The 22,332-nt window shown below is 73.0% G+C and carries 6 protein-coding genes; 1 reads left to right on the forward strand and 5 read right to left on the reverse strand.

The genetic code is table 11. From position 1 onward, the window contains the following. Positions 1 to 7: 7 nt before the first annotated feature. From ACIRG9_RS12785 to ACIRG9_RS12805, 5 genes are all read right to left on the reverse strand, one after another. The gene (locus ACIRG9_RS12785; protein ID WP_402854400.1) at positions 8 to 4,456 is read right to left on the reverse strand and encodes a hypothetical protein; all 4,449 of its coding nucleotides are present in this window, start codon (positions 4,454 to 4,456) and stop codon (positions 8 to 10) included. After that, the gene (locus tag ACIRG9_RS12790) at positions 4,456 to 9,849 is read right to left on the reverse strand and encodes a DUF3892 domain-containing protein (protein ID WP_402854401.1); all 5,394 of its coding nucleotides are present in this window, start codon (positions 9,847 to 9,849) and stop codon (positions 4,456 to 4,458) included. The genes ACIRG9_RS12785 and ACIRG9_RS12790 overlap by 1 nt, the downstream gene beginning before the upstream one ends. Further along, positions 9,846 to 13,238: a DUF6603 domain-containing protein gene (locus tag ACIRG9_RS12795; RefSeq protein WP_402854402.1), complete on the reverse strand. Its 3,393-nt coding sequence runs from the start codon at positions 13,236 to 13,238 to the stop codon at positions 9,846 to 9,848. Before ACIRG9_RS12795 ends, ACIRG9_RS12790 begins: the two co-directional genes overlap by 4 nt. Continuing rightward, a complete protein-coding gene (locus tag ACIRG9_RS12800) occupies positions 13,235 to 18,175 on the reverse strand; it encodes a hypothetical protein (RefSeq protein ID WP_402854404.1) in 4,941 nt (1,646 codons plus the stop codon). The genes ACIRG9_RS12795 and ACIRG9_RS12800 overlap by 4 nt, the downstream gene beginning before the upstream one ends. Before the next feature lie 306 nt (positions 18,176 to 18,481). Continuing rightward, entirely contained in the window at positions 18,482 to 19,261 is a 780-nt protein-coding gene (locus ACIRG9_RS12805) for an alpha/beta fold hydrolase (RefSeq protein ID WP_402854406.1), read from the reverse strand. A 39-nt stretch (positions 19,262 to 19,300) separates the two neighbouring features. On the opposite strand from ACIRG9_RS12805, the gene ACIRG9_RS12810 reads away from it, so the two are divergent. Continuing rightward, positions 19,301 to 22,327 carry a BTAD domain-containing putative transcriptional regulator gene (locus ACIRG9_RS12810; RefSeq protein ID WP_402854408.1) on the forward strand — a complete coding sequence of 1,009 codons (3,027 nt, stop codon included), beginning with the start codon at positions 19,301 to 19,303 and terminating at the stop codon, positions 22,325 to 22,327. Positions 22,328 to 22,332 lie beyond the last annotated feature (5 nt).

Raw genomic sequence — 22,332 nt, forward strand, 5'->3', positions numbered from 1 at the left:
CAGCTCCTCAGCCGGCCGGGACGGTGCGGGTGAAGTCGGTTGCGGCGGTCGCGCCGTCGACGTTGAGCGGGAAGTACAGGGCGGGCAGGAACTGGCCGACCTCGCCGAGGGTGGCCACGTCCACCGCCCGCATCGGGGCGAGTTCGAGCGTCTCGACCAGGGTCTGTTCCAGTGCGTCGCGGGTCCAGGTCACCGCGTCGTCGGCGGGAACCGCCAGCAGGATCGCCTGCGGGGCAGCCTGCCCGGGTGACTCGGCGTGGAAGGTCAGGCCGGTGGTCTGGGTGTCGTCGGGCAGCACCTCCACCCACTCGTCGATCACCAGACCGCAGACCTGTGCCGCCGGGTCGAACCCGGCCGGCGCGTCGACCACCACGGACAGCCGGGACGCGTCGGGCCGCTTGCCGGCCAGCGGCAGGGCCAGCCATCGGTCGTCGGTCCGGTAGGGCAGCTGCGCGACCCGCAGCCGGGCCACCTGCTCGGGACGGACCGCCTGGGTGTACCGGCGCACGGTGTCCAGCTTCTGCACGCCGGGGCGGACCAGAGCCGCGTCGGCGAGCCAGTCGACCACGGCGTGCCGGTTACCGCCCTGTACTGCGGTGCTGCCGACCAGGGCGGTGCTGAGTTCGGCGGGCTGGGCCAGGGTGAAGCCCGGCAGCACCCGGAAGGTGGTGCCGAACACCGCGCGTATCCGGGCGAGATGGTGGTCGCGGGTCTGCTCGGGGCCGGCTGCGGTGTCGAGGGTGAGGGCGGTGAGCGTCGCCAGTCGGCCGGCGACCTCGGTGGCGGCGGTGCGGGCCTGCGCGAGCACCGCCTCATCGGTGGCCGCCAAACCGGCGTACGCGCCGGCGACGCCGATGCCGGCGGCGAGGGTCAACGCGGTGTGCAGCACCGCCGGGTCGGCCGAGGTCAGGTCGGTCGCCAGCTGGTCGAGGAGCGCCGCCGCGGTGTCGGCGCGGGTGGCCAGTGAGGGGTCGACCACCACGTCTGGCACCTCGTCGGTGTCGACGTCGGCGCCCCGCAGGTCCGCGGGGAGGAGCGGACGGGCCGAGGTGAGCAGGGCGCGCACCGCTCGGGCGATCTCGACGAACTCGTCCAGGGCCACCGTGTCCGGGGTCCAGTCGGCGGGCCGCCCGGGCAGTATGCGCGTTGGCCGGGACCCGGCAGCACCGGTAGGACGTCCTTGCGCCGCCGCCGCGTCCAGGATCCGGTCGACGAGCTCACTGTCGGTGTCGAGGTCCGCCACGTCGGTCAGCGCCAGCAGGTCCAGCGGTGAGCGGGCCAGCGCGTCCAGGGTGAGCGGGCGGGTCACCGGGGGGTTGCCGGCCCACTCGACGCGGCAGCGCACCGACGCCGGTCGGGGCAGCAGATTGCTGACCAGGGCGTCGAGGTTCGGCTCGGCCGCGGCGCGCGGGCTGGGACCGACGACCGGCCAGTCCGCCGGGACGCTGGGCCAGGCGTTGGCGGCCAGCACCACCCGGTGGGTGAGGGCGAGCCCGGTGCGGGGGGTGCGGGTGAATTCCAGGTCGGCGGCGGGTACCTCGCCGCGGGACGCGGCGTCGAGGGTGGCGCCGGCCCGCATGGGGTTGCCCTGAGCGGCGTGGTGCACGCTCTCGGCGAGCAGCGTGTCGGCGACGCTGTCGATGGCCTCGCCCAGCGCGCCGAGCAGCGTCACCAGTGCGACCTGGTCGTTGGTGCCCGCGTTCGGCAACTTCGCGTCGCCGTTCCAGTCGATCTTGCCGGCCCGCCACCGCTGGTGCAGGTCCAGACCGTCGACGACGCTGGTGGCGGCCACCACTTCACGGGGCCGGTCGTTGTGCTCCACCCGGGTCACCCGGATCGGGGCGATCTCCCGTAGCCGGGGCAGGTACTGCTCCAGCACCAGCGGGTGGTCCTGCACCTGCCGCTCGAAGCGGTAGCCGAGCAGTTCGGTCAGGGGCTGTCCCTGGCGGACGCCGTCGAGGAGCCAGGTGGCCAGCCGGATCCGTTCGGAGGTGAGGTCGACGGCCAGAGGATTGTCCCCGGCGCCGCTGTACGCCCGATAGCCGGCGCGCAGGACCGCGGCGGTGGTGGCCTGGGCCAGTGACGGCGCGTGGATGTAGCCGGCGTTGGGCTCGCCCTCCCACAGCTGCTGCCCGCCCTCGCCGGGGGGCGGGCTGGCGACCGGCTGTGGGGCGGTGCCGCGCCGGTGCAGGTTCTCCACCCAGCCGTACCCGCCGAGGTGCACCCCCTTCGGGGCGGCGGTGCGCATGGTGGCCAGCCGCTGGTTGGCGAAGGAGGTGATCCAGGCGTCCAGCCGGTACGCGCACAGGTCCAGTGCCTCGGCGAACAGCCGTTCCAACTCGTCGGTCGGGTACGCGGCGAGCGCCCGCGCGCTGTCACGGAAGGCGGCCAGTTCGGCGGCGGCGGGTTCGGTGGCCGGGTCGGCGGTACGCAGGTACGCGCCGACCTTGCCGATGCCGGTCGGCAACGGGATGTCCCGGTCGAGCTGCCGCCACAGCGTCCAGCTTTCTCGATCGGGTCGGATGTCGATCAGCTCGGCGTCGCGGTAGGCGTCGGCGGGTAGCGGGGCGTGGGCCGCCTGGAGCCGGCGGGCGCCGGTGGCGTACTCGGCCAGCGCGGATTGGCGTAGCACCCGGTAGAGCAGCGGCGTGGCGGTGCCGTTGGTCTCCAGCTGGTCGGCCAGGTCCGTCCAGGTCCGTTCGGTGGCGCCGAGCCAGTCGAGGTAGTCGGCGGCGGTACCGGTCGGCGGCACGACCAGCGGGCCTCGGAGAGGGTAGGCGCCCTGGGCGAAGACCGCCTTGGCCACGCGGGGGTCCCAGGCCAGGTTGAGCAGTGTCAGCAGCTGGCTGGGCTCGAAGGCCTGCTGTTCACGCCAGTCGTCGGGCAGGCGCAGCCGCATGAACCGCCACAGGTGGGTCACGTACTCCATGCCGAGCAGGCTGCGGGCCCGCCACTGAGTGCCCACCGGGCCCTGGGCGAGGATCCGCAGCAGCGCTTGGCGGGTGTCGCCGGGCCCGCCGACTCGGGGCACTCCGGGCAGCCCCGTCGTCGGGTCGACTTCGGTGACCGACGGCCGCCACACCCGGTCCCGCAGGGTCCGCAGGAGGGACACGAGTGCCGCGGCGCGGGTGTCCGAGGTGGACGACCAGCGGTCCAGCGCGATGGCCGGCAGCACCCCGTAGGGCTGTTCGGCGATGCGGAGGGCGGGTACCGGGCCGGCGGCTCGGACGTGGTTGATGAAGTGCGCCCGCCCGTAGCGGATGGCTTCCTCGCCGATGGTGTCGGTGAGCATGTCGCTGAGGAAGTAGCCCCAGGTGGCGGCCCAGGTGACGGTGTTCATGTGGCGGGCGCCGGCCTGCTGCGACACCGCCGCGGGGGGCGCGTCCGGGTTCGGTTCGCCGGGGCTCTGTTCGGCGCGGGCCAGGGCACGCGGTGAGGTCGTGGCTGCCCCGCCGCGCGCCTGGTGCAGCGGGTCACCGGTCTGGGCCGCCAGCGGAACGCCGAGCGCGCGGGCGGTGACGGGAGCGTCCCCCTCGGGCTGGGTGGACGGTTGCTGCCCGTGGTTGACCCGCAGCGAGTCGGCGCGCTCGGCGTCTCGGCTGTCCAGGCCGGAGCGCACGCCGGCGGTGTTGTTGGTGGGGGTGCCCGGAGTGAGCAGGCTGAGCCCGTGTGTGTGGTAGTGCGCGTCGAGCAGCTCGCCCAGGATGCGTGAGCCGCGCGCCGCCGGGGTGTCGGGCCCGGTCACGGGGTCGGTGTCGACGCCGAACACCACCAGCCGGTCGATGGTCTTGGCCATGGCGGCCGGCAGCGGGATCCGGCCAGCCATCCCGACGTCCACCGCCGTCTGGAAGTCGACCAGCCAGCGGCTGGCCTGGTCGACGGGGGGCTCGTGGTCCTCGACGTTGTCAAGGTTCAGGTTCGCTGGCGGGCCGACGACCAGCGGCCGGGCGACCGGCTTCGACTGCCAGTAGACGGGTTCGGCGCCGGCCCGCCACAAGGTCACCTGCCACTGGCTGGGCAGGCCCTGTGCCAGGGGGGCGTTGTTCCACGGGTTCGCGCCGCCGGGCACCGGCGGCCAGGCCGGCTCGTGCGGCAGCGGCTCGGCCGGGGGTACGGGTTGCTCGGGTCGTCCGGTCTGCGGCGGCTCGAGTACCCGGGCGACCCAGGCCGCCCGCTCCGGGAGCACGAGTTGGCAGAGCCGTCGCCAGGCGGCCACCTCGTCGTCGTGGACCCGGCCGGCCCGCCACACGTCTCGCCAATACTGGCGGCCCCAGGTCACCTCGTCGTCGGTGAGCCGCGGCTGGTGGGTGTCAACGTGCAGCACGTCGGGCAGGATCCGCAGCCACAGCTCGGTGCCGGTCGGGGTATCCACGAACCGGGTCTCCACGCGTACCGGCAGCAGCGCGACCGGCCACTGGGTCGACAGTTGCCACTGCGGGTTGGGGGGTGTGCTCATCACGCGTCCTCGGCCAGTTCGGGAAGGGCTAGCAGGTTGTTGGGGATTTCGCCGTCGGCGTCGGTGGTCAGGTAGGGCCGTCCCGCGGCGGTCCGGGAGACCCGTACCGCGACGGTGTGGCCGGTGGGCTGGTCGACCAGGAACTGCTCGTGCCGGCTGAGCGCGGCGATCACCTCGTCGCTGCTCATCCGCCAGCGGGTGCCGTCGGAGCGGCGACCGCCGAGGGCGACGATGCGGTCATCGCGCCGGTCGACGGCGTCGACCTGCCAGGCGTCGTCGACGACCGGGATCATGTCGCTGGCGTGCACGGCCACCAGGACGGGTCGTTGCAGCACGATTTGCGCCTGGTGGGCGGCGTTGCGCCCCCATTCCAGCCCGCCGAGGCTGAGGCTGCGCAGCCGTCCGGTTGCCGGCACGTGGCGCAGCACCTTGTCGTCGGCGGCGCTGCCGGCGAGATGCCGCCAGTGCAGGTCGTCCCAGCGTCCCGGTGCGCCGCCGTACGGGGTGTCCTCGGTTGGGGCGTCCAGGCCGAACCGGGCGTCGGTCGGCGGTTGGCGCAGCACGACGAACCAGCCGGGCCTGTCGTCGTCGCCCCGTGCGTCGTCGACGTGTAGTGGCATGCCGAAGAACTGGATGTCCGGCCGGAGCCGTCCGGCGAAGCGGGGCGTCAGGACCGCGCCGGTCGGTACCCGCCGGCCGTCCGCGCCGAGGCTGGCCTGCTGCAGGTAGATGTCGGTGCCGGGGTAGCGGCGCAGCAGCTCACCGCGGACCAGCAGGACCAGCATGTCGCCACCGGCTGCGGCGGCGAGGTTGCCGCCGATCTCCTGGTGTGGGTCCCAGTCGCCGATCGGGGGCACGTCCGGGAGGGGTTTGGTCGTGGAGCGGACGTCCCAGAACTGGCGGAAGTATGTGGCGCGCGGGTCGGTCGGGTACCGCCGCCACAGCATCTCCCGGCCCAGTTCGGCGTTGAGCCCGACCATGAACGCCTCGACGAAGGACGCGTTGATCCGCAGCAGGGTGACCGTCTCGGCGGGGATGCCCGCCACGCCGGGGAAGAGCAGTTCCTGCGACAGGTCACGCAGCGCCTCGTACATGGGTTGCGGGAATTGGGGCACCACCACGAGTTGGCGGAGGCTGTCCACCGGGCCGGGCAGCTCGAGTTTGGCGACGGTGCGCTCGGTGATGCCGGCGACCGGTTGCAGCGCGGTCGCCACCCGGTCGGCCAGGGCCGCGGCGTCGACGGGCGGTGGGGTGTGCTGGCGGACCAGGGCCTGAGCGGCCAGCACCTTGTCCTGGTGTGGACCGGCGGCCGCCACGAACGCGTCCCCCATTGCGGTGCGGATGGCGGTCAGCGCCGGGTCGAGGTCGGCGACGGCCACTGCGGCGCCCTGCCCCTCGCCGCCGAACCAGCCGGTCACTTCGGCGTCGGCGGACCACGACTTGGCGTCGCCGTAGTGGTCCAGGTCCCAGCCGACGCGGTAGTAGCCGTGGTTCGCTCCGGCGGGGTTGGCGAGGTGGAAGAGCACCAGGTCGGCACGGTTGGTGCCGGTGACGTCCATCACGGCGACGCCGGCGCCCTGGTGGGCGGCGGGCAGCGGGGGGCCGCCCACCGTCTTGACCGGGGTCCATCCGCCGACCACCTGGCCGCGCGGGTTGAGCCGTCGCCCGATCCGGTAGATGGCCTTGTTACCGCTGGCGGACGGCTCGATGGTGAGCAGCAGGAGGTCTGGTACCTGCTTGTTGTCCAGGTCGGCCACCGCCACGCCGACGCCCTGCACCGGGCCGGCCTTCCACTGCACCGGCACCGACTCCGACCAGCCCTGGGTGACCTGGCCGGTGCCGTCGAGTCGCCAACCGACCCGGTAGTACATGGTGGGGGTGGCGCCGGCGGTGACGTAGGCCAGGATCAGCTCGGGTCGGCCGTCGCCGTCCAGGTCGGCGATGGCCAGGTCGGCGCCCTGCACCTCGGGGGCGACCTGCGCAGGCAGGCGGAACACGTCGCTCCAGCCGTCGGTGGGCTGCCCGTTCGGGTTGAGGTTCCAGCCGATCTGGTAGCAGATCGTGTTCGCGCCGGCCGGGTTGTCGACCCACAGCACGATGATGTCGGGTCGGCCGTTGCCGTTGATGTCGGCGACCGCGATGCCGAGGCCCTGGTTCTCCCAGCCGGTCCATCCGGGCTTGAGGACCGGGTCCGACCAGCCGCCGCGGATCTCGCCCTCGAAGCCGATGTCTCGGCCGACGCGGTGGTAGATGTAGTTGTCGGTGGGGCCGTTGTCGATGTGCGCGGCGATCATGCTGGACAGGAAGCCGAGCGGGAGCGCCCAGCGCACGTCGGCCACCGGCTCGGCGGCCGCCGGCCCGGAGCCGCGGGAGTCCAGCGGCGCGCCGTGGTCGGTCCATACCCAGCCGCTGGTTCCCTTGCTGATGGAGTAGAGGCGGCCGTTGCTGCCGGTGACGAACGCGGTCGGCGGTGAGGTGACCACGCCTCCTGGCGGTTGCATGATCGTGGTGCCGGGTGGGGTGCCGAGATCCACCCAGTCCCACCGGGAGCCGTTCCATCGCCGCTGATAGAGGTGGCCGTTGGTGGCGCCGATGAACAGCGCCGTCTCCGTGGCGGTCTCCAGGACCTCGTAGGTCATGTTCGCGATCCGGGTGCCCGGCGGGGTGCCGTGGTCCACCCAGGTCCAGGAGGTGCCGTCGTACTGCCGCTGGAAGAGCCGGCCGTCGTAGGTCTGGACGAAGACGCTGGTGGTGCCGAGGGCTGGTCCGATGCCGCGTACGCCGGCGCCGGACGGGTAGCCGTGGTTGACCCACCACCAGCGGTTGCCGTCCCACTGGCGGGCCCACAGGTTGCCGGCCATGGTCTGGACGAAGAACCGGGTGTTGCCGTGGGCGGCCCACGGCTTGTCGGTGATCTGCTCGCTGCCGCCCGGGTTGCCGTGGTCGATCCACGTCCACGAGTCGCCGTTGCGCCGCCGCTCCCAGAGTCGACCGACGTTGGTGGTGCCGTTGGTGGTGGTGGCGACGAACAGGCTCTCGTTGTTCAGCACCAGACCGGGTGCGGAGCCCAGGCCGTAGCTGTTGGGTGGGATCGGGTGCTCGCGCCACAGCCAGCGGTCGGTGTCCCAGTAGTGCTCGAAGAGTCGTCCGCTGTAGGAGGCGACGAAGACCCGTCGGCCGCCGTCCATGAAGCCGCCCGGCTCGACCGACGCGGCCCGGGTGTTCGGCGGGGTGCCGTGGTCGGACCAGAGCCAGCGGGTGCCGTCGAAGTAGCGCTCGAACAGTTGGCCATCGGTGGTGTTGGCGTACAGGCGACGGCCGTCGGGGGTTGCGCTCGGTGGGCTGAGCAGCGTGCCGGGCTGGCCGGTCAGTGTCGCCGGGGTACCCGCGGGCAACGGCTTGCCGTCCGGGTACGGCACCGGCGGCAGCTCGGTGGCCGTGGGGGTGGGCTTCGGGTCCGGGTCGGGATCCGGGTCCCAGTCCGGCGGCGGCCAGTCGTCATCGCGCGGCCGCATCGTCTGCGGCTGGCTGGTGTGCGGCGACAGCGCGCCGTCGGTGCCCGCCACGACGGTGGCCGGCACGGCGGTCACCGGTTCGGCCTCGGCGCTCCGCTGCGCCGGCAGCACTACCGGGCTCTCGGCCTCGACGGCCACGTCCGCACCCGCGGTCTGGCCGCCGGCCTGCGGCGTCGGCTCGGCGTCGGCTGCCGGGGCGGCAAGGCGGGCCCCGGTCGCGGCCGTGCCGGTGCGGGCCCACCAGCGGGCTGCGTCGTTGATGCGCTGCCGGTTGATCCGGGTGAACGACATGCTGTCGCCGGCCACCTTGTCGAACAGCACGGTGCCGTCCGGGGGACGCGGCGGCGGGGTCGCGGTGATCTGGTTCGCAGCGGTCGCCTCCACCACCGTACTCAGATCGGTGGTCGGCCCGATCCGGCGAGCGAGCGGACCGTGCCGGCGGGCCAGCCGGCGGTACGCGGTGGACAGCGTGGCCGAGGTGGTTGAGTTCCCGTCCAGTTCGCCGCCGACCAGCCGGCGGCTGCGGGGCGTGACCGGCACGGCGCCCAGCACGGCGGCGGAGACCTGCAGCAGCCGGCCGCCGCCGAGTACCGGGGCGCCGGCCGAGAGCCGCGTGCCCGCCGGTGCGGGTCCGATCCGCCGTTCGTAGGTCGATCGGCTGGCCTCGGCCGCGAGCTGTGCCTGGCGTAGTGCCTCGTTGGCCCGCTGCACCGCCGCCGCCTGCTCCCAGGCGGCGGCCATCAGCTCCTCCTGCCGTTCCCGGACCACGCGTGCGCCCAGCGCCGCCGCGACCCGGTGGCGGGGGTCGAGGTTGAGCTCCCGCAGCCAGCGTGGCAGGCCCGTGTCGGCGGGCAGCCGGTCGGCGTTGGTGTACCCACCGCCGTACAGGGGTGGGCCGAGGCGGGTGCCGGTGCCGGCGATGAGGTCACGCAGCACCCGCTGGACCGGCTCGCGTGACTCGGCGGGCCAGAGCGTCGGCATGGTCGTTGCGCCGCGCAGCGCCCCCTCCGCCCCGAGAGTGACGGTCGGCACGGTCGGGTCGAGTTCGGGTACGCCGAGCCGTCCGAGCACCATGGGACGCAGGCCCGCGTCGCTGGCCAGGGCGCGGGGTCGCAGTCGCCGTACCAGTGACTCGAAGTCGCCGTCGGCGCCGGTGGAGAACTCCCAGTGGTGGTAGACGGGCAGTGCGGGCGCGGGACCGGAGCCCACCTGCCATGCCGGTCCGAGGTCGGTGTCCTCGTCGACGGCGAGGCCGAGCCCGGCGCGGCGGCCGGCCTCGAATGCGGGCACGAGACAGGCCCGGTACGCGATGCCCGGGCTCAACCGGCGCGGGCTGATCAGCCGGGACAGGGTGCGGTTCGGGTCGGTCGCCAGCACGGTGGCGACGGGTTCCTTGTCGTCGATGGTGGCCACCTGGGCGTGTGCCCAGGCCCACGACTCGGCGAGGTCGGGCAGCTGCGACAGGTCGCAGTGCAGCACCGGCAGGGGGCCGGTGTCGGTGTGCAGCGTGGAGTCGGTGACCGGCACGACCACGAGGAACAGCCAGGGGCGCAAGCGTCCCCGGTCGCCCACTGCGGCGGGGGTGAACAGCCACGGGAAGTCGGGACGGTCGAATTCGCACGTCACCAGGTTGTTGGGCTCGAAGTCGCTGGCGCCCGGCGGTGGGTCCAGCCGGATGATCTGCCGGGTGTCCAGGCCGCGTATGTCGCCGGGACCGTAAAGGCGTACGTCGAAGGTGTGCGGGTTGCGGTGGGCGAGTTGGACGCTGACGGTGACCGGCGCTCGGGCCGGGATGTCCGTCTCGATCGGATCCGGCGCCACCCCGGCGGCGGCCAGTCCCTGGCGTACGTAGGCCAGGAAGTGCAGTTGCGCGGTCACCGGTGTGCCTCCTTGCGAGTCGATGAACCGGCGACCGGTTCGATGTAGCGCACCAGTGGTGCCAGTGCGGTGCGGTAGGCGGCGGTGCCGGTGGTCCGGGCCGCCGCGTTCGCGGCGGCGCTGGCGCGGGACAGCTGAGTCAGCCGCACGCCGGTCAACGGCGCCGCGGTTGTCGCGGTGAGACCGGTCCGGGTGACGGCTGGGCGGGACGCGACGTCCGGCTCGTCGATGACGATGTACTCGTATCCCAGGGACACGGCCGCGGGTGCGTCCTCGTCGTACTCGATCTTGTCTGAGCTGAAGCTGCGCCCGGCTTCCATCAGCTCGAACGACGGCGCGGAGAGCTTCTCGTCGTCGGTCATGTCCTGGAACTGGGCGCGGGCGAACTGCTCGTAGGTGGCCGTGCCGGCCGCGTGGCCGTCGTCGTCGCCGAAACGGACCTCGGCGATGGCGAAATCGGTGGTTTCGGTGACCGGGGCGCTACCGTAGCGGCTGATCGTGAGGCCGAGCGGGGCGACCCGCTGGGTGACGGCGATCGCGCCGAGGGGGTGGGCCAGCAGCTGTCCGGGCGTGGTCTCGATCCGGCGCAGGGTGACCAGCGGCTCACCGCGCGGCGGCAGCTGTGCGGTCCAGTTCGCCGGGTCGGACAACGCGGTGTCGAGCAGACCCCCGACGTTGACCGCCTCGGGCAGGGGCGGCGGCGTGCGCGAGCCGATCGACACGTCGAACGACACCGACGCGCTGACGAACAGCACCTTGAACTTGGCTCGGCCTCGGGCCCGCCACGGCCGCGGTCCGCTGAGCGTCACCGCGAGTGTCACCGCCATCAGTTCCCGCGAGCCCCGGCGCAGCGACACCGCCCCGGCGATGTCGACGATGAAGCCGAGCGGGGCGAGCTGCACCAGCGCGTCGAAGCCGACCATGCCGGTGATGGTGAAACCGGCGGCGGTGGCGTACACCTCCAGCCGGGCGCCGAACTGCACGGTGTTGGAGGTCAACGCGAGGTAGGCCTCCAGCCGCAGCCGGGGGTTGTCGTTGTTGGACAGGGCGATGGCCATGCGCCGCAGCGTCGGGAAGTTCGTCGGCGGCGTGAAGCGTGGGTTGAACCCGCCGGCGGAGAGCGCGAATGCCGACTCGCGCCCCCAGGACAGTCGCATTGCCATGTCGCCGGTGATGGGGAATCCGGCGATCTGCGAGTCGTACAGGGAGGCGTCGATGGAGGCTTGTTCGGCGCCGAAGTCGATCACGCCGAGCACGTCCATGTTGATGTTGACCACCGGGTGCTTCTCGTCGGGCAGCACCATCCGGAGCCGGCCGAGCACCACCAGCCGCAGCGGGGCGGGCAGCTCCAGGACCAGGCCGAGGTCGAACGTCAGCAGCGTCGGGCTGCCCCAGCCGAGCCGGGCCATCGGCCCGAACACGTAGCGGCCGACGGCCACCGGGAACGCCGCCCCGGCGGTGGCGACGAGCTCGGACGCCCGTCCCACCGGGTCGCTGGGGAACAGCAGTGAGTTCAGCGAGCCGGTCCGAATGCCGGCGCGCAACGCGTCGATGTTGACCCGGCGATGCACGCCGAGCAGCCCGCCGACGCCGTTGAGGGTGAAGCCGAAGCCGAGCTGGATCGGGGTGAACTCGGCGGAGATGATGACCAGCAGGGAGAAGCCCTCACTGCCGTCGGGCATCAGGATCGGCGTGCCGTCGGGGTTGCGGGTGGCCAGCAGGCCGACGGCGGTGACCGCGATCGACTCGAACTGTAGGTGCAGTACGCCCGCGTATTGGCCGTCGTTGGCAAACAGGTATCCGCCGCCGACCAGGGGGCCGGCGGCCAGCGACAGCCCGACGCCCGACGGGGGTCTGAAGGCGACCGTGCCCGCAGCCGGTCCGAGGTTGCCGCCGCTGGCCGGGAACGTCAGCCCCGCGGTCAGGCCGATCCGGTCGGCGGTCGCGGTCAGCGGGCCCAGGCGCAGCGTCGCGGAGGCGCCGAGTGCGGCGGTGAGCCCGTCCGGCGTGGCTGCCAGCGCGGCGTGCAGGCCGAGAATCTCGACCGGTCCGGCGTTGATGTGCAATGGCAGGTCCACATCGAGCCCGGCGGCGCCCTTGAAGGTGAGTCCCTTGCGCAGCGACCAGGCCAGCGCCAGGTCGAACTCGGCGCGCAGCCCGTCGGCGGGGAGCACCTGGGCGAGGAACCCGTCACCGTCGCTGGCGGCCACCACCAGCGCGGCGCGGGCGGCCGCGGCGGAGAGTTCGACGTCGTCCAGTCCGCCGCCGAGGGAGGCCGCGACGGCGAACCGCAGGCCCTGCACTTCCAGCCGGGTGCCGGTGGCGCTGCCGATCCGTAGCGCCACTCCGGTGGCATCGGGCACCTTGTCGGCGGTGAGCGCGACCCGCAGCATCCCGTCGACGCCCTGGGGCAGGGTGAGCCCCTGCGGGCCGATGGCGAAGCCACCGACGCTGCCGGAGACGGCCAGGGTGAGCGCCCAGCCGGCGAGGATGCGGTCGATTTCCAGGGCGCCGCGCAGCGCCAGCACCAGGCCGAGGTCGCCCCGGTCGGCGGAGGAGAGCGCGGCGCTTGCCCCGACGGTGACCTGGGTGTCGCCGAGGCGGATCGGGGCGGCGAGGGTGAGCATGTGTGCGGCCAGCGCTGCGCCGACCGGGCCGAGGTCGGGTTGGGCGTTGGTGTCGATGCCGTAGCGGGCCGGGATGCCGAGTTCCTTGAGCAGGGCCGCGATGCGGGGGAACAGTTTCGCCGCCGCCGTGTCGGCGGCGTCCCTGGTGACCAGCCCATCGGGGAAGTAGGCCGCTCGCAGCGTGCCGACCGGGTCGTGCAGCAGGTCGCCGAGGCGGTCCAGGTGCAGCTCGGGCCGGGACCGGGGCAGCCGGACCGGTGCGCCGGTGGCCGGCATGGGGACGCTCACCGGCGCCTCGTCGGCTGGGGTGATCAACGTCAGCAGGATCGCCGCCCGGTACGCGACCGGGTGCCGGCGTTGCAGGTAGTTGACGGTCAGGAAAGTGATCAGGTCGCTGGCCAGCACCTCCACGGGGGGCGCTGCCGCGCCGGCGTTTTTCAGCGCGGGCGGTAGGCCGGTGACTGCCTCGACCGCGGCTGCGGCCGTGTCGAGCGCGGCGGTCAGGTCCTCCAGGGACTCCGGCGGCCCCTGCTCGACGAGGTGGCGGATGCCCTCGACGGCCTGGGCGCACGAGGTGAGCCACTGCTCGAACTCCTGCGCTGGCATGCCGGCCAGCGCGGCCAGGTCCCAGCCGAGCGCGTCGAGGACCTCGGCCTGCCGCCACGGACTGGAGGCGGCGGAGGTGATCGGCGAGAGCAGGTCCTCGACCTCGGCGAGGAGCTGACGTTGCAGGTTGCCGTCGTCGGCAGCGGTGCTGGTCATGCCGTCTCCGGTCCATAGTCGGCGGGGGCGAAGGTGATGGGCCATGCGTAGGCGGTGTTGGCGCCGTCGGCGCGGTTCGGCTGGCCGGTGTGGCTGGTGAAGTAGGTGATGGTGGTGCCGAGGACCTGGTTCGGGTACAGCAGCTTCACGTCCGGCCCGGACGCTGGTCCCGAGTTCGGGTTGGTCGGGTCGAGCGGGATGTTGTACTGGTAGCTCGGCTGGATGAGGTAGTCCCGGAGGGTGGGTTCCCAGATGAACTCCTTGCCGCCGTTGTAGCGGCGCACGCATTCGCGCTGGAAGATCGCCCGGCTGCGTTGGTCTACCGGGGTGGGCAGGTGGCGGGCGGTCATCCAGGTGTGTACCGCGCTGGCCTTGGTGATCATCAGCAGTTGGACGCCGGCACGGATGTTCTCGACCCAGCTCCACACCTCGTCCGGCGTGGCGCCCCGGCCGCCCAGTTCGTCGAGCTGCCCGATGCCGTAGCCGTGCGGCGGCCCGAACAGGGGCATGTCCTTCTCCAGGCCGAAATAGTGGGTCACGCCGTGGCGCTCGTAGGAGTACCGGCCCGATCTGCGGGTCTCGAACTGCACGTAGCCGCCGGTCAGCCCGCTCTCGTGCGAGAAGATCCGCACGATTGTGTCCCGCCAGCACGCCTGGCTCAGGATCGCCACGTAGGGAAGCGCCTGGTTGGTCGTGTAGGTGTCGTCCACCACGGCCCGAATCGTCGCCTCGATGTCCGCGACGGCGGTCGGGTTGGTCCCCACGATCCGGAACTCGGGCAGCCGCAGGAGTGGAACCGTCGCCGCCGGCGGGATCGCCGTGCCGCCAGCATCGGCGACGAGGCCCGGGTCGACCGGCCTGCGGTCGATGAGTAGCCGGGGCACCTGGAGCAACCCGTCTCCGCCTCGGATCACCTCCTGTGCGGCGTCGGTCACCTTCGGCTGGAACTCCAGTACCAGGGTCGGCCGCGGCGTCGCGCCGGCCGCGCGTCCCCATGCCCGTTGCTGGCCGGTCAGCACGACCGCCGGAAGCCGTCGGTCGGCGACGGGGAAGGTGATCCGGGTGGGCGCCGGATCGAACGCCCCTGGCAGCCGCCCCTCACTGTCAGCAGTCAGGTCATGCCCCGTCGCGTCGGTGAACTGCCCTTCCGCTCCGTAATGCAGCTGCACCACCGGCTCGGCCGTGAGCGGCAGGGTGTACGAGTGGCTGCGCGCGGCTCCCGGGCCTATCGCGGCTCCGTCTGCATCGGGGCCGTCCCAGCTCAGTTGGAGCGCCCACGTCCAGTCGATACGCAGCGGCCGGGGAGCGGGCGGACTGACGGCCGGGTCGGGCGGGTCGAGGACTGCGGTGCGGGTCCAGCGGCGGCGCAGCAGCTGCCGCAACTGCTCGGCGGAGAGCCCGACGAACTGCACCTCCCCCATCCACATCGGCATTTGCGGGTACAGCCCGTTTCCTCCCCCGGCGGGCAGCGGCCGCAGCTCGTTGCGGAACTGGTACCGCACCATCCGCCGTAGCCGGGCCTCGGCCGAGATACCCGCGAGGTTCGCGCGCGGTGAGTGCACGAAGTCGACCACGATGCGTTCGTCGGCCTGCCCGAGGCTCGGGCCTCGCTGGGCCGCGCCGGGGTCGTCGACCAGGGCGAGCTGCATGCCGCACAGGTGGACGGTGAACGAATCCACGTGCGGCACCGCCGGTCCCTGCGCGGTCACGACGATCTCCACCGGGCCGAACGCCGCCGGCGGGTCGGCGAGGAACACGCCGGCGGTGAACGTCCGCGTCCCGGCCACCGCCGCTTCGAGCACGGCGGTCAGCTCGGTCACCACTGGCGCGTCGGCGGCGATCGCGTCGCGCATCCGCACGATCGTGCCGTCCGTGGTCTGCAACCGCAGCTTCACCTCCGAGGCGGCACCGTCCACCTGCCCGGTCACCCGCAGGCCCCGTACCTGCGGTTGGTGGTCGGCCGGTGGCAGCGGCGCGGCGTTGCCTTCCGCGCTCACACCGATCCCGGTCGTGTTCGTCCACGCCGATGCCTGCTGCGCCAGGCCTTGGGTCAGGTACGTCTCCGGCGTCTCCCACACCACTGGCCACAGGTCCAGCTCCGCTGGGCTCACCAGGCGCAGCAGCCGGCCGGGCACCGCCACCGACCGTGGCTGCTCGGCGTCGGCGGGCGGCACGGGCGGCACGGTGCACTGCTGAAACAGCCTCTCGGTGTCGAGCAGCGCGTCCGGCAGGGGCCTGGCCCCGGTGCTGTACGCGACGTCGGCGACCGTGCCGGCGGCAGGGGTGAACGCCGCCGTGTAGTCCCAAGGATCCGCCGAACTGCCCGCGCTGGCGTACAGGTAGCCGTCGGTGCCGGCGCGCAGCCGGCGGACGGTGGTCCCCGTACGCCAGTAGACCCAGCTGTCCTCGGCTGGCCGGTCGGTGGCCGCGCTGCCGTCCGCGCCTTGCCTGTGCAGCGTCAGCACCAGGTGGGCGGGGTCGTGCGCCGGTCCAGCCGCCCGGGTGGACAGGTCTACCACGCAGCGTGTCAGCGGCGCGGCCGTGGCGGCGCCGGGCAGGCGCCACCACAGGGTCTGTACGGCCCTCTTCGCGTCGCCGGGCGACCAGGAAAGGGTGACCTCGCCGAGGTTGGCGTGGCCGACGACCTCCTTGCCGTCGCCCCACTTGCCCAGGTAGTCATCGTGGTTGGTGGTCGCGGCGAGGTACTGCCCGAGGGCTGCCGAGCGGTCGCCGGTGGGCGGGTAGACCGGGTGTGGTGTGCCGGGGCGTGGCGGAATCGTTGGGTCGGCGTCGTTGTGCTTGATGAAGGTGAGGTCGTACGACCAGTCTGGAGTGCGGGTGGCCTGGCGGGTGGGTGTCGTCTCGGCGACCGCCGGGGTGCCCGACGCCGTCCACGCGATGCTGCTGAGGCCGCTCCAGTAGTTGGCCACGGTCTCGGTGCCGACGGTCATGGTGCCGCCGTCGGGGTTGGCCCAGCCGACCCGCCGGCTGCGCGGCAGGGCGTCGGCGGTGACGTCGAACCCGGTGCCGTGCAGGAACCGGGTCAGCCCGTCTTCGTTGTGCGCGGCGCTGGAAACGAACTGTGCGATCACCCCTCGGGTCCGTCCGGGGGTCAGGGCCTTGAACGGCGCGGCTGCGTCGTAGCGCAGCCGGGCGGCGAAGCCGTAACCGGTCTCGCCGGAGAGCAGGATGATGCGTTGCCGCCGGGTGCCGTCCGCGGCCGGCGCGGGCCGGGTGAACAGACGGGCCAGCACCTTCTCGTACGCGGGCCGCTGCAGGCCCCAGGCTTCGGTGTCCACGGCGGACCGGCCGCGGTACCGCTGGCCCAGCATCTGCTGCACGAAGTCCGAGATGAACGGGTAGCCGACCACAGGGGCGGCGGACACCACGACGGTGGCCGCCTCTGGGCCGAGGTCCGGCGGGTCACCGATCTGTGCCTTGAGCGCCGCGTCGCCGTAGAGCAGGGCCGGTGGGTCGTCGGGGCCGCCGAGGAACACCCGGGTGGTCCGGGTGTCCAGCACGATCAGCTGGTGTGCGGTCCAGCGCACATGGAAGTGCCAGTCCAGAGCGCCGGCCGGGCGCAGCGGTACGCCGCTGTTGAAGCCGGTCGGCAGGCCGACCCGCTCGCGGATGCTAGCCGCAGCGGCGTTCTCATTGCCGTCCCAGGCCGCGACCGCGTCCAGCAGCGCCCGGCCGGGCTCGCCGGGGACGAACCGCTCCGGGGTGTTTCCCCACGCCTGACACATCGCGTACGCGGCGAGGGCGTTCTGCATCGCCCGCCGGCCGAGACCGCTGGCGCTTCCGCCGGCGGCCAGGGCCTTCTCCGCCCAGCCCTGCGTGGCGTACCAGTCCTCGGTCACCTCATGCTCACCGATAACGAGATAGCTCGGGATGTTGGCCAGCACCCGGCGGATCGCGCCCGTGGCGGCCCGGAACGCCGCCACCGCTTTGCGCTCGTCCTGGAAGGCGTCACGCAGTTCCTTCGCCCGGCCGTAGCCCTTGAGCGTCTCCCAGGCGTCGGAGACCTTGACGTCGAACGGCAGCCGGTCCAGCAGCGCCGCCTCGTCCGGGTAGACGTCGGCGAACTCGGGCAGCGCCGAGGGCCACAGCACGTCCGACCAGACCAGCAGGTGCATGGCCCAGAACTCGGCCAGCGTCAGCAGGTGGCTCTTGCCGGCGGGCGTGCTGAACCCGGCGCTCCCGGTGACCAGCTCCTGGCGGTGCCCGGGCCGCAGCCGAACGTCGGTCGTGTCGATTCCCGGCAGCGCCTCGACGGCTGCGCCGAGCGCGGTGGCAGTGCCGTCGATCACCGTAAGCAGGCAGTCGGCGACGTCGTCGGCGTAGATCTGGCCGCCGGTGAGCACGAGCTGTTGCGGTCGGGTGGCCGGGTCCGCGCCGTCGGCGCGCAGGATGTCGTCGAGGATGGCCAGGGCGTCCTCGCCGCCGCCGTGCGGTTTACGGCACGACGAGTGCACCATCCGCAGCCGGTTGAGGTCGGCGGGCGGGGTGGCGAAGCTGGGCAGGGTCGGTCCGGCGTCGACGTAGGTGAGGGCGGCCCGGGCGTCAGCCTCGGTCGCTGCGACCACGGCCGGGCTGTAGAGCCGACGCTCGGTGGAGGGCACCGGCACCGACTCGTCGCCGGGGGTGCCGAAGTGCACGTCGTACCGGAAGAGGGTGCCGGCGGCCAGCGGGGCTGCGCCGGTCGCGGTGACCGCGACCAGGTGGCAGTGCTCAGCGACCCGGACGCTGTTTCGGGTGCCCACCATCAGCTGCCCTTGGCCGACCCCGTTGACGTCCGACGAGTACACCCGCACGGTGACCTTGCGCGGATCGCGCAGCGCCAACCAGACCGTCACCGAGGTACCGTCCACTCGCCGCAGCAGCGGCCCGGCAAGCACCAACGGCAGTTCACCCAGCGTCCTCGGCTGCCAGCTCATGCCCGCCACCCGCCCGTGCCGCCACTCGCAGCGCGGCTGCCCGCCCGAACCGTCGTCACCATCGCACCGCATCCGTCCACACGTGACCCGTCGCCGTCCTTGCCGTTCGATTGAAGAAGAAGCGGGGGCGGAGGACATTCGTGTAAACGCGGAAAGCTTTTGATCTGACCGTGTGACAACCGGGAGCCTGATGTGGCTTTCCTTCATCTCGTCGGGCCTACCCCGTGACCGGTTGTCCACATCTGGTGACGGGATCCCGACACCGTCGGCGCGCGGGGAAGCTGATCCGATGCGTCTACCTCCGCACTACAACCCTGCCGCCGTACCCGGTGTGGCCTCGTCCAGGAACTCCTCGATCATTGGGGCCAGCAGGTCCGCGCGTTGCGGAATCATGGTGTGCGTGGTGCCCGGCAGGATCGCCAGGCGACAGGCCGGCAGGCCGGTCAGGTCGCCGGCCACCCCGCCGCCGAGCAGGCGGAACATCTCCAGCGCGTGCTCCGGTACGACGATGTCGGCGTCGCCGAGCACAAGCATCGTGGGGGCGGCCAACGCACGGATCTGGGACGGCGTCCACTGGGGCAGGTTCGCGTCGAGCACCTTCATCTTGGTAACGAGCGAAGCCCAGCCTGCCGGGTCGGGCGCGGTTCGCAGGTACTCCTCGTGGAACTCCGACCCGTGCAGGTGCTCGGGCTGCAGGTCCTGGATGCCGTCGAGCAGCCCGGGATGCACGCCGGCGTTGGAGAAGCTCACCGACGCCAACACCAGGCGCTCGACGCGGGAAGCGTGGTCGGTGCCGAGGCGCAGCCCCACCGACGCGCCCATGCTCCAGCCGAACACGTCCGCCCGCTCGATGCCGAGCCGGTCCAGCAGCTCGACGACGTCGGCGGCGAAGTGCTCGACGGTGAACGGCCGGTCGATGTCCGGGGTGTGGCCGTGCGCCTGCAGCTCGACCGCGATCACCCGCCGGGTCTTGGCCAGCACCGGCAGGACCGCGCCGAACGAGGTACCGATGCCCGAGAGAGCGCCGTGGATCAGGATGAGCGGCCGCTCGCCGCCGGTGCCGTGTGACTCGTGGTAGATGTCCATGTCGCGACGATGCGCCGCCGCGCTTTCGGTCCGCTTACGATGGGCGCTGTGCAGTTCGGGGTGCTCGGGCCGCTCGCCGTAACCACCGACAGCGGCGAGTTGGTCGTAGTGCCCGGCACCAAGGTCCGGATGCTGCTCGCCGACCTGCTGGCCCACCGCAACCAGGTGGTCTCTGCCGATCGCCTGATCGACGACCTGTGGGGCGACGACCCGCCCGCGCACTCGGCCGGCGCGCTGCAGGTGCGCGTGTCGCAGCTGCGCAAGGCGCTCAACGACGCCGAGCCCGGCGCCCGCGACCTGATCGAGTCCCGCCCGCCCGGCTACGTGCTGCGGACGCAGGCGGTCGATGCCGACCGATTCGCCGAGCTGGCCGCCGAAACGGATGCCTACCAGCTCGCACGAGCCCTCGACCTGTGGCGCGGCGAGCCGTACGCCGACGTCGCCGACGAGGAGTTCTGCCGTGCCGAGGCCGCGCGGCTGGCCGAGCAGCGCCTCGTCGTGCGCGAGCGGTTCGCCGAGGCCCGCCTGGCCCGCGGCGAGCATGACCTGGTCGCCGCCGAGCTGGCCGAACTCGTCGCCAAGCATCCGCTGCGCGAAGGGCTGCGGGCGGTGCACCTGCGGGCCCTGTACGCGGCCGGCCGACAGTCCGAGGCCCTCGACAGCTACGCCGACCTGCGCGACCGCCTCGCAGAGGAGTTGGGCCTCGACCCCGGGCCGGAGCTGGTCGCCCTGCGCCGCAAGATCCTCGAACAGGACGCGGCGCTGAGCGCTCCGCCGCGCGCGGCCATCGTCCGCAACAGCCTGCCGGCGCAGCTCGACGAGCTCGTCGGGCGGGCCGAGGCGCTGGCCGAGCTGCGCACCCTGATCCCGGCCCACCGTCTCGTCACACTCATCGGGCCGGGCGGCGTGGGCAAGACGCGGCTGGCCACGGAGGCCGCCCGCGAGCACGACGGCGTCCACGTCGTCGAGCTGGCCACGCTGCCGCCCGGCGACCAACGCATCGCCGAGCACGTCCTCGGCACGCTGGAACTGCGCGAGACCACGGAAGAAGCCGTGGACCGCCTGGTCGCCGCGCTCCGCCAGCGGCGGATGCTGCTCGTCCTCGACAACTGCGAACACGTCGTCGAGCCGGTCGCCGAGCTGCTGGCCCGGCTGCTGCGGGACGCCGCCGACGTCAGCGTCCTCGCGACCAGCCGCGAACCGCTGGGCCTGACCGGCGAGGTGCTCTGGGAGGTACCGCCGCTGGCACTCCCGGACGACGAGCACAACCTCGACGCCGTGCGGCGCTCCGCCGCGGCGCGGCTCTTCGCCGCCCGTGCCGCCGCGCGACAGCGCGGGTTCCGGCTCGACGCGCACACCGCCCCCGCCGTCGCGCAGATCTGCCGCCGCCTCGACGGCCTGCCGCTCGCGCTGGAACTGGCCGCGACCCGGGTGCGTGCCCTCGGTGTGCAGGGCGTGGTCGACCGGCTCGACGACCGGTTCCGGCTGTTGGCCACCCAGCAGCGTGACGTACCGCCACGGCAGCGCACGATGACCGCGGTGATCGGCTGGAGCTGGGACCTGCTCGACGAGGCCGACCGCCCGGTGCTGGCCCGGCTCGCGGTGTTCAGCGACGGCTGCACGCCCGAGGCCGCCGAACGGGTGTGCCAGACCGATCTCGACGCGCTGGCCCGGCTGGTGGACCGGTCACTGGTGGTACTCGATGAGTCCGGCGAGCGCCCACGGTACCGCCTGCTGGAGTCGGTCGCCGCGTTCTGCCTGGAACGCCTCGACGACGCCGACGAGGTGCGGGCCCGGCACGCCAGCTACTACACCGATCTGGCCGCACACGCCGATGCGCGGCTGCGGGGCGCCGGTCAGCAGGAGTGGCTGGCCCGGCTCGACGCCGAGACCGGCAACCTGCGCGCGGCCCTGGCTCACGGTGGCGGGCTGCGCCTGGCCAACGCCCTGACCTGGTACTGGTTCCTGCGCGGCCGGTTCACCGAGGCCCGGCGCGCCCTAGCGCTACCCGGTTCCCCCACCGACGTTGCCCGCGCCACGCCCTGGCGGATCGGCTTCGCGCTGCTGCAGGGCGACCCGATCGTGCCCGACGATGTGCGGGCCGCGCTTGCCGGCGACTCCGACGGCCGCGCCACCTGGTTCGTGGCGAACGCGGCGTCCGACCGCAGCGACGTGGCGCTCGCCCAGGAGCTGCTGCCCGAGGCCACCGACGACCCCTGGACCGCGGCGGCGGTGCTGGCCTCGCGGGCCAAGCTCGCCCATGCCGCAGGGGACTTGGCGGCACTGGAGGAAGCCGCGACCCGCAGCGCCGCCATCTTCGCCGACCTCGGTGATCGATGGGGCCGGTTGCAGGCCAACGACTGGCTCGGCGGCCTCGCCGAGATGCGGGGCGAGCACGAGCGTGCCGCGGCCCTGCATCATGAAGGGCTGCGCTGGGCGGAGGAGCTGGGGCTGTGGCCGGACGTGGGCGGCAAGCTGTCCTGGCTGGCCTGGATCGCGGTGCAGACCCGCGACTACGAGGCGGGACGGGAGCTGGCCGAGCGCGCGTACGCGCTGGTGGTGGAGCACGACGCGCCGGCCGCGGTGGTCTTCGCCGAGATGTGCCTCGGTATGGCCGCGCGCCGCTCGGCGAAGCTGGACGTGGCGATCACGCACCTGACCCGCCTCGCCGACGAGGGGCGCGGCGAGCCGCGACCGGCGCTGTACCTGCCGATGGTGCTCGTCGAGCTCGGCTACGCCGTCGAGCAGCTGGGCGATTCGGCGGCCGCGCTGGCGCTGCACACCGAGGCGTTCGACGTCGCCGACGTGGCGGGGTGGCCGCGGGACACGACCGGCGCCCTGGAGGGGATGGCCTCGGCGGTGTCCGCTCCGGATCTCGCGGCCCGCTTGTTGGGCGCCGCGTCGGCCGCCCGGCTGGTGCTCGACGCGCCGGCGGCACCGGCCGAACGCGACGAGATCGACCGGGTGACCGAGCGTGTGGTGGCTGTGCTCGGCCGCGACCGCTTCGATGCGCTGCTCGCCGAGGGCAGCCGGCTGAGCCCGGACGAGGCCCGGGCTCAGCTCTGAGACCG

It is taken from the genome of Micromonospora sp. NPDC093277, assembly GCF_044765245.1.
In the GTDB taxonomy this organism is placed as follows: domain Bacteria; phylum Actinomycetota; class Actinomycetes; order Mycobacteriales; family Micromonosporaceae; genus Micromonospora.

Coding starts and splice junctions, on each gene's coding strand:
- ACIRG9_RS12795 (WP_402854402.1), bottom strand. CDS start 13,238: ATGACCAGCACCGCTGCCGACGACGGCAACCTGCAACGTCAGCTCCTC.
- ACIRG9_RS12785 (WP_402854400.1), bottom strand. CDS start 4,456: ATGAGCACACCCCCCAACCCGCAGTGGCAACTGTCGACCCAGTGGCCG.
- ACIRG9_RS12810 (WP_402854408.1), top strand. CDS start 19,301: ATGGGCGCTGTGCAGTTCGGGGTGCTCGGGCCGCTCGCCGTAACCACC.
- ACIRG9_RS12805 (WP_402854406.1), bottom strand. CDS start 19,261: ATGGACATCTACCACGAGTCACACGGCACCGGCGGCGAGCGGCCGCTC.
- ACIRG9_RS12800 (WP_402854404.1), bottom strand. CDS start 18,175: ATGAGCTGGCAGCCGAGGACGCTGGGTGAACTGCCGTTGGTGCTTGCC.